We start from the raw sequence: 14,684 nt of genomic DNA, 5'->3' as shown, positions 1-14,684 counted from the left end.
GGCGGGATGCGCATCCCGCCCCCGGTGGCCGGCCGACGGTCCGCGCCGTCATCCGCGGTGAGGATGAGAAGAGTCTCATGCCGCTCAGCGCTCCCGCGTCGGCCCGTCTGCGACGATGGAAGGCGGACATCGACGCCGCTCGCGCACGGAAGGCAGGACATCGACGTGGACGGACGCACGGGGCTCGTGATCGGCGGTCTGACCGCTGTCGCAGCGAGCGTCGCCGTGGTGACCGCCGTTGCGCTGACCAACACCGCTGCGCTGCAGGATTCCCCGGGTGCCACCGTCACGGCCGGCCGCATCCTCGTGCCCGCCGCCGCATCGCCGACCACGGCCACGCCGCAGGCACCCCGGCCCACGCCTGACACCGCACCCACGGCGGCGCCGGACGCGACCGCCCCGCCGCGGGCCGAGATCGTCGAGGCCCCGGCCCCGGTGGTCGCGGACCGCGCGGATGCCGATCCTGCGGCGACCGTCTCGATTCCGGATGCCGCCGTCCCGGCGCCCGCGGACGACCTCGAGTCGGTCGTCGCGGCCGGGAAGACCTCGGGCTCGTGGGACGCCGTCCGCGCGTGGGCGACAGCCCAGGGCTGGTCCGCCGGGCGCATCGACGCGCTGGTGGCGCGCCTGGAACGCGAGCAGACCGCAGAGAAGGGTCAGGGCCCCGACGCGCCCGCACCGGGCGACTCCGGCAGCGACCAGCAGCAGCTCGTCGGTTCGGAGGCCGAGCGACGCATGGCACCGGCTCCGCAGCCGTCGAGCGCAACCCATGACGTCGGAGAGGCTGAGAACCCCTCCCACGCACAGCGTCCCGCACACGCGGGCTCGAACGTCGGGCACGGCGGTGACGCCGATCCCGACGCGAAGAAGGGCCAGTCGCGCAATCCCCCAGACAAGCGCGACTGATGATGGCCGGATCCCCCAGTCCGGCCTTTCACAGCCCCCGGTGTCCCCCAGCACCGGGGGCTTCTTCGTGCCCGCGTGTGCGATTCACTCCCAGCGGTAGCCCGCGCCTCGGACCGTGACGATGTGGTCCGAGCCGAGCTTTCCGCGCAGGTAGCGCACGTACACGTCGACGACGTTCGAGCCCGGGTCGAAGTCCAGCCCCCACACCCGGCTGAGCAGCTGCTCGCGACTGAGCACTCGGCCCGGGTTGCGCAGGAACTGCTCGGCCAGGGCGAACTCGCGGGCCGAGAGGTCCACCTCGCGCCCTGCCACCGTGGCGCGTCGCGCCAGGATGTCCAGCGTGACGTCGCCGCGCGAGATCGACACGCCGGGCTGCGGGACGCTCTCGCGCAGGCGCGAGCGGACGCGGGCGAGGAGCTCTTCGAACGTGAACGGCTTGGGCACGTAGTCGTTCGCGCCGGCATCCAGACCGGCCACCGTGTCGCGCGTGCTCGACCGCGCGGTGAGCATGATCACGGGGACCGCCGAGCCGCGGGCGCGAAGCTCTCGCAGCACCTCGAACCCGTCCATCGTCGGCAGGCCGACATCCAGCAGCACGAGGTCGCCGTCGCCGCGGAGCGCCGCCTCAAGACCCTCCGGGCCGTCCTCGACCACGAGCGTCTCGTACCCCGCGGATTCCAGGCCGCGACTGACGAACGCGGCGATCCGCGGCTCGTCCTCGATGATGAGGATCTTCGTCATCCCGATGCCTCCCGTTGCAGAACGACATCCCCCGCGCGCACGGGCGCCGGAAGATCGACCTCCGTCGGAGGCAGGTGGATCGTGAAGGTGGCGCCGCCCCCGCGGGTGTCGGTCACCGAGCAGTGCCCGCCGTGGCCCTTGGCGATCGCGTCGACGATCGCGAGTCCGAGCCCCGATCCTCCCACGGAGCGCTTGACGTGCGCGCGGTTGAACCGCTGGAAGATCCGCGTCCGCGAGGCTGCGGGGATGCCGGGCCCGTGATCGCGCACCCACAGGCTGGCGCCGGTGGCGTCGTGCGCGCTGCCGATCTCGATGGGGCTGCCGGCGGGCGTGTACTTCGCGGCGTTGTCGGCGAGCTGCAGCCAGGCCTGGAGCAGGCGGTCCTGATCGCCGACGGTGATGCCCTCGGCGATCGCCTCGACGCGCCAGGTGTGGCCGGGGATCACCGCCACCAGCTCACCGACGCGAGCCGTCAACGCACCGAGGTCGACCTCGGCGAGCGTGTAGGACTCGGCCTCGGCCGCCGCCAGCACGTCGATGTCCTCCACCAGGCGGGCCAGCCGATCGAGCTCGGCGATGCCGATCTCCCGCGCGGCCGCGACGTCGCCGGCGTCCGTGGGATCCATGAGCTCCAGGTGCCCGCGGACGATCGTGATCGGCGTCTTGAGCTCATGCCGCACGTCGTCCAGAAGCTGACGCTGTCCGTCCACCGAGCCCTCGAGCCGGTCGAGCATGGAGTTGACGGTGCGGGAGAGGTCGGCGATGTCGTCGTTGCCCTGGGGCTCCAGCCGCAGTGACAGGTCGCTGATCGAGATCGCGTCGGCGGTGTCACGCAGGTGGCGGATCGGCGACAGCAGGCGCCCCGTCACGAACCACCCCACGATGCCGATCGCGCCGAGCACCGCGACCGCCGCGATCACGTAGGTCGCCATGGCCGTGGTCACCGGCTGCAGCTCCGCCCCGAGGTCGACCGCGCGCACGTAGAGGCCCTGCCGGGGGTCTCCGGGCATCGAGACGGGGATCGCGATGTACCGGATCGAGCGCTCGTCGGTGACCGCCGTGCCGCGCTTCGTCTCGCCGCCGCTGGTCTCGGCGACGACGCGATCGATGAACTCCTGATCGTCCGCGATGCGGAAGCCCGAGAACGTCGACGGAACCCAGCGCGGGGCGCCGTCCAGGAGTGCCAGCGACGCCTCGTTGCGCGCCGGCACGAGCCGGGCCACGACGGCGTAGAGGTAGTCGTCGACGGTCTCGTAGTCGTCGGGGTCGAGCTGTTCCGCGGCCGCCGAGGCGCCGCCGGACGCCCCGGAGGCGCCGGAGTCCTCGGCCAGCGTGGTCAGGGCGGCCACCTGCGTCCGCAGCCGTTCGTTCACGCCGGAGATCGCCTGCTCCCGTTGCACCAGGAACGTCACGCTGCCCACGATCGCCAGGCCCACGCACGCGACCGCGAGGATCGCTGCGAGGATCCTGACGCGCGCGGGGATCGGGCGAGGCGTGCGGGCCATGCCCTGATTATCCCGCCCTGGCACGTCATCCGGCACGGGAGGCCGGCTCAGCCCGGGTGCGTCATCGACAGCAGGTCCAGCTTCTCGTCGAGCTGCTCGATGGTGAGCTCGCCGCGCTCCACGTAGCCGAGGTCGATGACCGCCTCGCGCACGGTGATCCCCTTGGCGACGGAGTGCTTGGCGATCTTCGCGGCGGCTTCGTATCCGATGAGCTTGTTCAGCGGCGTGACGATCGAGGGCGACATGCCGGCATAGGCCGCGGCGCGCTCGACATCAGCCCGGAGTCCGGAGATCGTCCGGTCGGCGAGCAGTCGCGAAGCGTTGGCGAGCAGCTCGATCGACTCGAGCACCGCGGTGCCCATGACGGGGATCGCCACGTTGAGCTCGAAGGAACCGGACGCGCCCGCCCAGGCGACGGTGGCGTCGTTGCCGATGACGCGCGCGCAGACCATGAGCGTCGCCTCGGGCACGACGGGGTTGACCTTGCCCGGCATGATCGACGAGCCGGGCTGCAGGTCGGGGATGTGCAGCTCGCCGAGGCCCGTGTTCGGCCCGGAGCCCATCCAGCGCAGGTCGTTGTTGATCTTGGTGAGCGATACGGCGATGGTGCGCAGGGCGCCGGATGCCTCGACCAGGCCGTCACGGTTGGCCTGGGCCTCGAAGTGGTCCTTGGCCTCGGTGATGGGAAGCTCGGTGTCGGCGACGATCAGTTCGATGACCCGCTGCGGGAAGCCCAGCGGGGTGTTGATGCCGGTGCCGACCGCGGTGCCGCCCAGCGGCACCTCCGCGACGCGGGGGAGGACGGCCTGCACACGCTCGATGCCGAGACGCATCTGGCGCGCGTAGCCCCCGAACTCCTGGCCCAGCGTGACGGGCGTGGCATCCATGAGGTGCGTGCGTCCCGACTTCACGACGGTCTTCCACTCCTCGGCCTTCGCCTCCAGCGCGACCGCGAGATGGTCGAGCGCGGGGATGAGATCGTCGATGAGCTCCTGCGTCACGGCGATGTGCACGGACGTGGGGAAGACGTCGTTCGACGACTGCGAGGCGTTGACGTGGTCGTTGGGGTGCACCGTGGCCCCGAGCGACTGCGTCGCGAGGGTCGCGAGGACCTCGTTCATGTTCATGTTCGACGACGTGCCGCTGCCGGTCTGGTAGACGTCGATCGGGAACTGATCGGCGAACTCGCCGGCGATGATGCGGTCGGCGGCGCCGGCGATCGCGTCGGCGATCGCGCCGTCCAGCGTGCCCAGCTCCTTGTTCGCCTGCGCGGCGGCCTTCTTGATGCGCGCGAGGGCGACGATCTGCGCCGCCTCGAGCGGGTCGCCCGAGATCGGGAAGTTCTCGACGGCGCGCTGCGTCTGCGCAGCGTAGAGCGCGTTCTTGGGGACGCGCACCTCGCCCATGGTGTCGTGCTCGATGCGGTACTCGGTGTCGGTCACGTCGTCGTTCCTCACGTGTCGGTACTGGGGGTGGGGAGATCTGGGGGCTCAGGACGGCTGCGTGATGCCGACCATGACGTCGGGGATCGCGGTGCCCTCGGCGAGCCGGTAGTTGGCGCCGACGATCGCGAGCCTGCCCTCTGCGACGGCCTCGCTGATGAGCTCCGAGGAGTGGAGCAGGTCGGCGACGGTGTCGCGCAGGTGCTCGCGTCCGACCTCTTCGGCGTCGATGGTGTCGGGAACGACGCCGTCGACGGCCGTCTGGCGCTGCACGCGCCGCACCGCGGGGACGATCGGCGAGATGAGCCGCCAGATGTGAGGCGGCAGGGGGGCGGCATCCATGTCGATGCTGTCGATCGCGGCCCGCACGGCGCCGCACGCGTCGTGTCCGAGCACCACGATCAGCGGCACCTCGAGCACGGCGACCGCGTACTCGAGGCTGCCCACGACGGAGTCGGAGATGACCTGTCCGGCGTTGCGCACCACGAAGAGATCGCCCAGGCCCTTGTCGAAGATGATCTCGGCGGCCAGCCGGGAGTCGGAGCATCCGAACAGCGCCGCCCGGGGACGCTGGCCGTCGGCGAGCGTGTGACGGGTGTCGACGTCTTGGCGCGGATGCCGGGGCTCACCGGCGACGAACCGCGCGTTGCCCCTCTCCATCTCGTGCCAGACCTTCGCGGGTGTGAGCTGGTCGGTCACTCGGCCTCCTCGCGCAGTGCGGTGATCTGATCGGTCACGGAGCGCGCCGTCTCTTCGAGCGCGTCGTCGGGGGCGGTGCCGTAGATGAGCACCGTGTCGGGTCCTGCGTCCGTGGCGATCGCGACCGAGATGTTCCCGGTGCGATCGGGGTCGAGCTCGTAGCGGTCCCACGTGATTCCGTCGATGGTGACGGTGTCCTGGGGGGCAGCGCCGGAGAGCACGCGCGCCGGCCACGACTCATCGGCATCGAAGCCCTGGGCGACGCGCAGGAACCCGCGGTCGTCGACGCCCGAGGGGGCGTAGACCACGGTGAACGCGCGCACCGAGCCGCTGCCCTCGATGCCGGCCTTGTTGACCGTCCATCCGTCCGCCAGCTCGGGCGCGATGACCACGCGACTCTCGGAGCTCGAGACGCGCTCGGCGACCGCCGCGACGTCGATGGGCTCGCGCGCGGGCGGCGTGCCCCGGGGGACGGCGAACATGATCACCACCACGACGCCCAGCGTCACCAGGAGCGCGGCGACCAGGTTGCGGACGTTCTGGCTCGAACGGTAGACCCGGGAGGACTCGGCCTTGCGCGCCGCCGTCTCGTCGGGGGTCTCCGGACGGCCGAGCTCCGCCACGATCCGCGGTTCGCGTGCCATCACGCGCCGCCGTTCTCGTCGGTGCGGCGGACGCCGGGGTCGGCCGTGGCACGGGCGGCCTCCAGCCGGCGCTTGGCGCCGAGGAGCCACTCCTCGCAGCGGGCCGCGAGGGCCTCGCCGCGCTCCCACAGAGCGAGCGAGTGCTCGAGGGTCGGTGCGCCCTGCTCGAGTTCGGCGACGACGCGGACGAGCTCGTCGCGCGCCTGCTCGAACGAGAGGGTCGCGACGTCGCTGGGGGCGCCGCTCGACTCGGTCATGGCCCCCAGTCTAGTTCGGCGCGGGGACGGCCCCGGACCCCTGGGGGTCGCCGGCGGACGCCCCGCCCGGCTCGCCGCCCGCCGGGGAGGCGCCCTCGGCCACCTCGCCCTCCGAGCGGGCTGCGAACGACCCTCGTCCGACGGTGACCACGACGGGAGTGGATGCCGGAGCCTGCGTGGCATCGCGCACGATGACACCGTCGGCGAGGTGTGCGATGGCGTACCCGCGAGCGAGGGTGGAGGCGGGGGAGAGCGCGCGCAGCGTCGCACGCAGCTCGGCCGTGCGCCGCTCGTGGACCTGCACCGCCCGGTCGACCCGCTCCCGGCCGCGCGCGGCGAGCAGCTCCACCTCGTGCGCGCGCGAGGTGAGCAGCGACTCCGGCGAGCGCAGCGCGGGCCGGGAGCGCAGCTGCTCCAGCTGCGCGATGTCGTGGCCGATGCGCTGCGTCAGGCGCGTCGTCAGCCGTGCGCGCAGCTGGGCGACGAGGGCGCGCTGCTCGGCGACGTCCGGAACCACCCGTTTGGCGGCGTCGGTCGGGGTCGACGCCCTCAGGTCCGCGACGTCGTCGAGGAGGGGGTGGTCGTTCTCGTGGCCGATCGCGCTCACGACGGGGGTGGACGCGGCAGCCACGGCGCGGAGGAGGCGCTCGTCGCTGAACCCGAGGAGGGTCTGCGGATCGCCGCCGCCGCGCGCGATGATGATGACGTCGACGTCGGGTGCGGCATCCAGCGCCTTCAGCGCGGCGATCGTCTCGGGGACGCATCGGTCGCCCTGCACCGCGGCGTACTTCGTGCGGAACCGCACCTGCGGCCAGCGCAGCTCGGCGTTGCGGTGGACGTCCTTCTCGGCGTCGGAGTTCTCGCCGGTGATGAGGCCGATGAGGTGGGGCAGGAAGGGCAGCGCCTTCTTGCGCGACGGGTCGAACAGCCCCTCGCCGCGCAGCTGCACGCGGAGCCGCTCGAGCCGCTCGAGCTGGTCGCCCAGTCCGACGTGGCGCATCGCCGAGACGCTGAAGCCGAAGTCGCCGTTCTTGACGAAGTAGTCGGCCTTGACGCACGTGATGACGTGGTCGCCGACCTTGAGGTCGCCGGGCAGCCGGTCCCGCGTGGACGACCAGACGCGGAACGAGATCGTCGCATCGGTGACGAGGTCCTTGAGGCGACCGAACACGTTGCCGCCGCGCTGGTTCCACGCGGTGATCTCGCCCTCGACCCACACCGAGCCCCAGGTCTGCACGAATCCGCGGATCGTGTCGTTGAGGCGGGCCACCGAGGTCGGCGCCTGCGCGGTGGAGTCCCGGGGTCGCACCGAGTCGGCCGGCGGCGGCTCGCCGGGGACGACGGCGGGCTGGAAGGAGGTCATGCGGTCCTTTCGTGCCCGGCCGTGGGTGCCCGCGGATGGGACCGCGGCGGCACGGGCTCCGCGCCGAGGCCCCGCTCAGGAGGCCGCCCGTAGAATCGTGGGGTGAGCACCAGCACCGTGGGATCGACCCGTGTGAGCCATGCCCCTGTGAGCATGCCCGTCCCGCGCATCCCGAGGCGGCGCGAACCGCTCCAGGATATCGCCGTACCCGGACAGAAGAAGGTGCTGCTGGCGTCTCCGCGCGGATACTGCGCGGGTGTCGACCGGGCGGTCATCGCCGTCGAGAAGGCGCTGGAGCGCTTCGGTGCGCCGGTGTACGTGCGCAAGCAGATCGTGCACAACATCCACGTCGTGACCGAGCTCGAGGCGAAGGGCGCGATCTTCGTCGAGGAGGTCGACGAAGTCCCCGAAGGGGCGCACGTGGTGTTCAGCGCCCACGGGGTGTCGCCCGCCGTCGTGAACGCGGCATCCGATCGAGGCCTGCGAGCGATCGACGCGACCTGCCCGCTCGTGACGAAGGTGCACCGCGAGGCGGTGCGCTTCGCACGCGACGACTTCGAGATCCTCCTCATCGGCCACGTCGGCCACGAGGAGGTAGAGGGCACCGCGGGCGAGGCGCCCGACCACGTCACGATCGTGAACTCGCCCGACGAGGCCGACACGATCGAGGTGCGCGACCCGTCGAAGGTCGTGTGGCTGTCGCAGACGACTCTCTCGGTCGACGAGACCATGGAGACGGTGCGGCGCCTGCGGGCGCGCTTCCCGCAGCTGCAGGATCCGCCGTCGGACGACATCTGCTACGCGACGCAGAACCGACAGGTCGCGATCAAGAAGGTCGCGAAGGACGCCGACCTCGTCATCGTGGTCGGCTCGGCGAACTCCTCGAACAGCGTGCGGCTCGTCGAGGTCGCGTTGGAGTACGGCGCGAAGGCCGCCTACCGCGTGGACTACGCCGACGAGGTCGAGCAGGCGTGGCTCGAGGGCGTCGAGACGGTCGGCGTCACCAGCGGCGCATCCGTCCCCGACGTGCTCGTCCAGGAAGTGCTGCGCGACCTCGCGGCCGCCGGCTACGGCGAGGTCGAGGAGGTCCGGACGGCGGAGGAGGATCTGATGTTCTCCCTGCCCAAGGAGCTGCGGCAGGATGCCGCCGGCAGGCGCGACGAGCGCGCCATCGGTGGCCGGAGCCGCTCGTGACCGACCCGGCCCCCCGCACCGACCCGCGGCCCCGGCCGCAGTACGGGGAGTACGCGACGGCCGAGGAGCAGCGCGCCCGCATCCAGGAGCCGGCCCCCTGGCAGCTGCCCACGACGGCGCCTGCGGTCGCCGAAGCGCCGGTTCCGAGCCCCGCGTCGCCGGCGCCTGCTGCGCCGCCGCGCCCGCGGACGGTCGACCGCATCGTCACATTCGCGCTGCTCGCCTACGGTCTCATCAGCGTCGTCTCCGCCTTCCCGGCCTACACGGACTACGGCGGGTATGCCGAGATGGTGCTCGGCCTGATGGGGGTGGACGCGCAGCTCTCCGACCCGGCCGCCGGCCGCCCGTGGGGGATCGCCGCGGCGCTCGTGCTCGCCGTCGGATGGATCGTCACACTGCTCGTCTCCCTCTGGAGCCTGCGCAAGGGCCGGCTCACCTGGTGGATCCCGCTCGTCGCCGGTGTCGTGTTCTCCTTCGCGGCGGGCGCGCTGATGATGGTGCCGATCGTCAACGACCCGGCGGTGTGGCAGGCCCTCGTCGACAGCGCCGGCGGCGCGCGCTGATCGTCCGCGACGCGCAGCCGTGCGCGCGTGGACCGCGGCCGGGTCCATACTCGGTGTGACGGACGGGCGCGGCGGCTGGTCAGGCTGACACCGCGGGCGCCGCGTCTTCCGTCTCCTGCGGGAGGTGAGGGATGCTGCACGACAGCGTGGAACGACGGCGAAGCGCCGACAGCCGCGACGCGGAGCGCCTGGCCGCGCTCTACGACGAGCAGGCGGCGCCGGTGTGGCGCTACGTCGTGCACCTCACGGGTGATCGCGCCGGCGCGGACGACATCGTGCAGGAGACGCTGCTGAGGGCGTGGCGCACGCCCAGGATCCTCGAGGAGGACCCGTCGGCGACGAGGTCGTGGATGTTCACCGTGGCCCGGCACCTCGTGGTCGACGAGGCCCGCAGCGCGCACCGGAGACGCGAGATCGGCGTCGCCGAGGTCCCGGAGCGCGTCGTGCCCGACGCCATCGACGCGCTGTTCGAGGCGATCCTGATCGGGGAGGCGCTGGCCGCGCTGACGATCGAGCACCGGTCGGTCGTGGTCCGGGCGTACTACCGCGGAATGTCGGTCGCCGAGATGGCCGGCGAGCTGGAGGTCCCCGAGGGGACGGTGAAGTCCCGCCTGCACTACGGCCTGCGCGCCCTGCGCCGGACGCTGCAGGAGAAGGGCGTGACGCCGGATCGGGCCGACGCCCTCCTCCCGCCGCCGGGCGGCGAAGACCCGCCGGGGTGAACGATGCGCTCGCCCGGCGCCGGCTGGCTACGATGAGCGGATGCCCCGCATCGTCGCCGTCTGCGCCGTCCGACAGCTCCGACCCGACGCCGGCACCAACGGCGTGACCGCGATCGACAAGGGCGCCGTGGACGGACCGGTGCGCGTCGGGCCGTACGGCGTGCGCGGCGACGTCCAGGCCAACCGGAAGCACCACGGCGGGCTCGACAAGGCGCTCTACGCCTATGCGCAGGAGGACGCCGCCTTCTGGGAGTCCGAGCTCGGCCGCAGCCTTCCGCCCGGCTGGTTCGGTGAGAACCTCCGCGTCGAAGGGCTCGACGTGAACGCCGCGCTCATCGGCGAGCGCTGGCGGATCGGCGAGCGGGTCGAGGTCGAGGTCACGATGCCGCGAACGCCCTGCCAGACCTTCGCCCGGTGGGTGGGCGGCCCGGCGGCGCGCGGGTGGGTCAGGCGGTTCTCGGCCGAGCGCCGGCTCGGCCCGTACCTGCGCGTGGTCCGCAGCGGAACGGTCCGGGCCGGTGACGAGGTGGTCGTGATCCACCGCCCGGACGGCGCGCCCGGCCTGCTGGAGCGCTACGTCGATCCCGTGTAGACGACGGATGCCGCGACGCCGCGCCCATCAGGGCGCGATGCCGCGGCATCCGCTGGAATCGTGCGTCAGGCTGCCAGGCTCTTGCCGTGCGAGCCGAGCTGCCGGGTGGCCTCCACGACGCGGGCGGCCATCGCCGACTCGGCGACCTTGCCCCACGCGCGCGGGTCGTAGGCCTTCTTGTTGCCCACCTCGCCGTCGACCTTCAGCACGCCGTCGTAGTTCGAGAACATGAATCCGGCGACCGACCGGGTGAAGGCGTACTGGGTGTCCGTGTCGATGTTCATCTTGACGACGCCGTTGGCGACGGCGAGCGCGATCTCGTCGTCGGACGAGCCGCTGCCGCCATGGAAGACGAGGTCGAGGGGCTTGGGGCCGGTGCCGAACTTCGCCGCGATGCCCTCCTGGATCTCGCCCAGGAGCTCGGGACGCAGCTTGACGTTGCCCGGCTTGTAGACGCCGTGGACGTTGCCGAACGTGAGGGCCGAGATGTACCGGCCGTTCTCGCCGAGCCCCAGCGCCTCGACCGCCTTCGTCACGTCGGCGACCGTCGTGTACAGCGCGTCGTTCGAGCCCTCGTGCTGGACGCCGTCCTCTTCGCCTCCGACGACGCCGATCTCGACCTCGAGGATGGCGTTGATGTTCTTGAGGCGGGGGAGCAGGTCCTTGGCGATCTCGATGTTCTCGTCGAGCGGCACGGCCGAGCCGTCCCACATGTGCGACTGGAAGATCGGGTTGCGCCCCGCCTTGACCTCCTCCTCGGAGGCCTCGATGAGCGGGAGCACGAAGTCGGCCAGCGCCGGCTTCGGGCAGTGGTCGGTGTGGAGTGCCACCGTGATCGGGTAGCTCTTGGCGACCTCGGTGGCGAACTTCGCGAACGCGAGCGCGCCGGCGGCGCGGGCCTTGACGGTGTGACCGGCGAAGTAGTCGGCGCCGCCGGTGGTGACCTGGATGATGCCGTCCGAGCCGGCCTCGGTCAGGCCCTGCAGGACCGCGTTGATGGACTGCGAGCTCGAGACGTTGATGGCGGGATACGCGAAGCCACCGGCCTTCGCGCGATCCAGCATGTCGGCGTACTGCTCCGGGGTGGCGACGGGCATGGGTGCTCCCTGTTGATAGTGGCGGGCGTCACCGCAAACTCTATCGAAGGGGGGTCCACGCAGTGACGGATGCGTCCGCTCCCGTAAGGCCGGGAAATCCCCGTCCCTGCGATGACGGAAAGAATCGCGATTCCTTCACCGCTGTGCCACCGAAATCAGCGGGTCCGGGGCGGGATGCTGGCTAGGCTGACCGCATGGTGAGCCTGACCGCGGATATGAGTCCCCTCCACCCTGATCGCAACCTCGCCCTGGAGCTGGTGCGTGCGACCGAGGCGGCCGCGATCCGCGCCGTGCCGTTCATCGGCCGCGGGGCGAAGGAGGCCGCCGACGGCGCCGCCGTCGACGCGATGCGCGCGTTCTTCACCACCGTCAACTTCGACGGCACCATCGTCATCGGCGAAGGCGAGAAGGACGAAGCGCCGATGCTCTACAACGGCGAGCGGGTCGGCAACGGTCGCGGCCCCCGGGCGGACGTGGCCGTGGACCCCATCGACGGGACGTCGCTGACCGCGGCCGGACGCAACAATGCGCTGTCGGTGATCGCGGTGTCCGATCACGGCACGATGCTCGACGCGTCGAGCGTCTTCTACATGGACAAGCTCGTCACCGGCCCGGCCGGCGTCGGGGTCGTCGACATCCGCCTTCCCATCGGCGAGAACATCCGCCGGCTCGCCAAGGCGCTCGGCAAGCCCGTCGACGAGCTCGTCGTCTCGGTGCTGCACCGCCCGCGCCACGAGAAGCTGATCGACGAGATCCGCGAGGCGGGCGCGGGCACGCGCCTGATGAGCGACGGCGATGTCGCCGGCGGCATCAACGCCGCGCGTCACAACGCCCGCACCGACATGTGCGTGGGCATCGGCGGCAGCCCGGAGGGCATCGTCACCGCGTGCGCCATCAAGGCCCTCGGCGGGCACATCCAGGGGCGTCTGTGGCCGCGCAGCGACGAGGAGAGGCAGCGCGGCGTCGACGCGGGCCTCAAGCTCGACGACCACGTGTACGAGGCCGACGAGCTCGTCAAGGGCAACAACACGATCTTCGTCGCGACGGGTGTGACCGACGGCGCGCTGGTGGCCGGCGTGCGCCGCGAGGGCGGGTACGTGTACACCGAGAGCGTCGTGCTGCGCGGCGCCTCGGGCACGCTTCGCCGCATCACGTCGGAGCATCTCGTCTCCAAGTGGCTCTGAGCCGCGCCCGCCGCGCCCGACGATCGACGCGCCGGCATCCATCGGCGGGAGCCGTGTGACGGCTGTGACGGATGTTGTCGTTGTGATGCGTCCGTGACCCCGTCGCGACCGATCTCTGGCACAATCGAAGTGGTGCCGACGGAGACATCACAGTGTTTCCACGCGAGGAGTGTGACGATGGCCACGCAGCAGACCGGAGAGACCTCGTCGCCCCAGACCGGCGCGCACGCGGTCGTCGCCAATGCGGTCGACCCGGCTCGCCGCCCCGATGTGCTGCTGCGCGTGCGCCGCGACGAGGGCCACGAGATCAGCGCGTGGTGGATGATCGGCGCGTTCGTCGGCGTCTCCGCGGCCGTGATCGGGCTGCTGAGCTTCGTCCCCGGCGGTCACTGACCACCACCGCGCAGCGGCTCCCGCGCATCTATTCGCGCGGTGAGGCGATCCGCGTCCGCACATCGCCCAGCTCGGCGATGGCCGCCGGCGTCTCGGTGGCCTCGTCGCTGTCTGGCGTGGTGAGGGTGCCGTCGAGCAGCTCGGGGGCCGTGAGACGGCGCGGGGTCTTGTCGATGGTCGCGGGCTCGCTCACCGCGTCGAGCTTCGTCGCGTCGATGCCGGGGAACTTGCGGGCGCTCACCAGCACGCGGGTCTCGAGCGACCCGGCGAACCGGTTGTAGCTGTCGACGGTGCGCTCGATCGCGCGGCGGAGGTCGTCGGCGTGCGACGCGAGCGAGCCGAGCCGCTCGTAGAGCTGGTTGCCGAGGTCGAACAGCGCCCGCGCCTCGTGCGAGACGTCCTGCTGCGTCCACGTGTACGCCACGGTCTTGAGGACCGCCCACAGGTTGACCGGCGAGGCCAGTGCCACCCGCTTGCCGAACGCGTAGTCCAGCAGCGCGGGATCCTCCTCCAGCGCCGCCGCCAGGAGCGACTCGCTCGGCAGGAAGCACACGACGAACTCGGGGCTCGACGACAGCCCGGCCCAGTACGTCTTCCGCGCGAGCGCGTCGACGTGCGAGCGTACGGCCTTGACGTGCCTGTCGAGGAGGGCGCGGCGCCGGGCCGCCTCCGCGCCCTGCGCGGTGAGCGGGATGGCGCTGGCTTCGAGGAAGGCGTCGAGCGGCACCTTCGCGTCGACGGCGATCGCCTTGTCGCCGGGCAGCCGGATCACCATGTCGGGACGGCCGGCGCCGGCATCCGTCGTGATCGATGTCTGCACGTCGAAGTCGACGTGACGGGTCAGGCCCGCGGCCTCGACGACGCGGCGCAGCTGCGTCTCGCCCCACACGCCGCGCGTGCTGCCCGAGCGCAGCGCGCTCGCGAGCGACTCGGTCGTGGCCCGCAGCGCCTCATCGGACTCGTGCGCGCGCCGAAGCTGCTCGGCCAGGGTGCCGAACTGCGTGTGACGGTCGCGCTCGAGCTCGTCGACCTTGACATGCATAGCGGCCAGGGTCTCCTGCACCGGGGCGAGGGCGCGGAGCACGGACTGCTCGCGGCGCTCGCGCTCCTCGCGCGCCGCCTGGTCGTGGCGAGCCTGCGCGGCCAGCTCGCGATAGAGCAGCTGCTGATGCTCGAGCTGAGCCTGCACGCCCTGGCGCCCGGCCTCGGACGCGGCCAGGTGCGCCGTCAGCTCGGCGTGCTGCCGCGCCGCGCGCGCCGCGCCGCGCGCGCGCCCCGCCGCCCACCCGGCGAGGGCCCCGACCACGATCCCGGCGATCACCACGGCACTGATCACGACTGCGTCCATGGCCTCAGCGTGCCCGATCCCTCCGACATCGCCG

The 14,684-nt window shown here is 71.9% G+C and carries 16 protein-coding genes; 7 read left to right on the top strand and 9 right to left on the bottom strand.

What is annotated here, in order from left to right; all coding sequences use genetic code 11:
- The first annotated feature begins 165 nt into the window (after positions 1-165).
- Positions 166-906 carry a hypothetical protein gene (locus tag ACFRAL_RS07740; protein WP_378881425.1) on the top strand — a complete coding sequence of 247 codons (741 nt, stop codon included), beginning with the start codon at positions 166-168 and terminating at the stop codon, positions 904-906.
- 84 nt (positions 907-990) lie between these two features.
- Here the strand turns inward: ACFRAL_RS07740 and ACFRAL_RS07735 are convergent, their stop codons facing one another.
- The 7 genes from ACFRAL_RS07735 to xseA are packed head-to-tail and all read right to left on the bottom strand — an operon-like array spanning position 991 to position 7,557.
- Positions 991-1,647: a response regulator transcription factor gene (locus tag ACFRAL_RS07735; protein WP_336396433.1), complete on the bottom strand. Its 657-nt coding sequence runs from the start codon at positions 1,645-1,647 to the stop codon at positions 991-993.
- Complete coding sequence (locus ACFRAL_RS07730; RefSeq protein WP_336396432.1) at positions 1,644-3,152, bottom strand: HAMP domain-containing sensor histidine kinase; 1,509 nt, start codon at positions 3,150-3,152, stop codon at positions 1,644-1,646. The genes ACFRAL_RS07735 and ACFRAL_RS07730 overlap by 4 nt, the downstream gene beginning before the upstream one ends.
- A gap of 47 nt (positions 3,153-3,199) precedes the next feature.
- Positions 3,200-4,594 (bottom strand): class II fumarate hydratase, encoded by a 1,395-nt coding sequence (locus ACFRAL_RS07725; protein WP_336396431.1) that lies wholly within the window; start codon positions 4,592-4,594, stop codon positions 3,200-3,202.
- Positions 4,595-4,642: 48 nt separating this feature from the next.
- Positions 4,643-5,254: a carbonic anhydrase gene (locus tag ACFRAL_RS07720; protein ID WP_378882122.1), complete on the bottom strand. Its 612-nt coding sequence runs from the start codon at positions 5,252-5,254 to the stop codon at positions 4,643-4,645.
- 35 nt (positions 5,255-5,289) lie between these two features.
- Entirely contained in the window at positions 5,290-5,937 is a 648-nt protein-coding gene (locus ACFRAL_RS07715) for a DUF4245 family protein (RefSeq protein ID WP_378881420.1), read from the bottom strand.
- Positions 5,937-6,194 carry an exodeoxyribonuclease VII small subunit gene (locus tag ACFRAL_RS07710; protein ID WP_336396428.1) on the bottom strand — a complete coding sequence of 86 codons (258 nt, stop codon included), beginning with the start codon at positions 6,192-6,194 and terminating at the stop codon, positions 5,937-5,939. The genes ACFRAL_RS07715 and ACFRAL_RS07710 overlap by 1 nt, the downstream gene beginning before the upstream one ends.
- A 10-nt stretch (positions 6,195-6,204) precedes the next feature.
- Positions 6,205-7,557, bottom strand: coding sequence for an exodeoxyribonuclease VII large subunit (gene xseA / locus ACFRAL_RS07705; RefSeq protein ID WP_336396427.1), 1,353 nt, complete (start codon positions 7,555-7,557; stop codon positions 6,205-6,207).
- Positions 7,558-7,710: 153 nt separating this feature from the next.
- Here xseA and ACFRAL_RS07700 point away from each other — a divergent pair, with 153 nt between their 5' ends.
- The 4 genes from ACFRAL_RS07700 to ACFRAL_RS07685 all read left to right on the top strand — a co-directional run bounded on the left by ACFRAL_RS07700 (position 7,711) and on the right by ACFRAL_RS07685 (position 10,628).
- Positions 7,711-8,751, top strand: a complete 1,041-nt coding sequence (locus ACFRAL_RS07700; protein WP_336396763.1) for a 4-hydroxy-3-methylbut-2-enyl diphosphate reductase — start codon at positions 7,711-7,713, stop codon at positions 8,749-8,751.
- Entirely contained in the window at positions 8,748-9,314 is a 567-nt protein-coding gene (locus tag ACFRAL_RS07695) for a DUF6264 family protein (RefSeq protein ID WP_378881417.1), read from the top strand. Before ACFRAL_RS07700 ends, ACFRAL_RS07695 begins: the two co-directional genes overlap by 4 nt.
- A 131-nt stretch (positions 9,315-9,445) precedes the next feature.
- The gene (locus tag ACFRAL_RS07690; RefSeq protein ID WP_336396425.1) at positions 9,446-10,036 is read left to right on the top strand and encodes a sigma-70 family RNA polymerase sigma factor; all 591 of its coding nucleotides are present in this window, start codon (positions 9,446-9,448) and stop codon (positions 10,034-10,036) included.
- 40 nt (positions 10,037-10,076) lie between these two features.
- Entirely contained in the window at positions 10,077-10,628 is a 552-nt protein-coding gene (locus ACFRAL_RS07685; RefSeq protein ID WP_336396424.1) for an MOSC domain-containing protein, read from the top strand.
- Positions 10,629-10,693: 65 nt separating this feature from the next.
- Here ACFRAL_RS07685 and fbaA read toward each other — a convergent pair whose 3' ends face one another.
- On the bottom strand, positions 10,694-11,725 hold the full coding sequence (gene fbaA, locus ACFRAL_RS07680) for a class II fructose-bisphosphate aldolase (protein ID WP_336396423.1): 1,032 nt from the start codon (positions 11,723-11,725) through the stop codon (positions 10,694-10,696).
- Positions 11,726-11,919: 194 nt separating this feature from the next.
- Here fbaA and glpX point away from each other — a divergent pair, with 194 nt between their 5' ends.
- Together glpX and ACFRAL_RS07670 are read left to right on the top strand one after the other, a co-directional pair.
- On the top strand, positions 11,920-12,909 hold the full coding sequence (gene glpX, locus ACFRAL_RS07675) for a class II fructose-bisphosphatase (RefSeq protein ID WP_336396422.1): 990 nt from the start codon (positions 11,920-11,922) through the stop codon (positions 12,907-12,909).
- A gap of 177 nt (positions 12,910-13,086) precedes the next feature.
- The gene (locus tag ACFRAL_RS07670; RefSeq protein ID WP_336396421.1) at positions 13,087-13,302 is read left to right on the top strand and encodes a UDP-N-acetylmuramyl pentapeptide phosphotransferase; all 216 of its coding nucleotides are present in this window, start codon (positions 13,087-13,089) and stop codon (positions 13,300-13,302) included.
- 28 nt (positions 13,303-13,330) lie between these two features.
- On the opposite strand, the gene ACFRAL_RS07665 is transcribed toward ACFRAL_RS07670, so the two are convergent.
- On the bottom strand, positions 13,331-14,650 hold the full coding sequence (locus tag ACFRAL_RS07665) for a DNA recombination protein RmuC (RefSeq protein ID WP_378881412.1): 1,320 nt from the start codon (positions 14,648-14,650) through the stop codon (positions 13,331-13,333).
- Between the last annotated feature and the right edge of the window lie 34 nt (positions 14,651-14,684).

The sequence above is a fragment of the Microbacterium sp. NPDC056736 genome (assembly GCF_042790415.1).
GTDB lineage: Bacteria > Actinomycetota > Actinomycetes > Actinomycetales > Microbacteriaceae > Microbacterium.
Note: the sequence above shows the minus strand (reverse complement) of the source record. Positions and strands in the feature narration are given on the sequence as shown.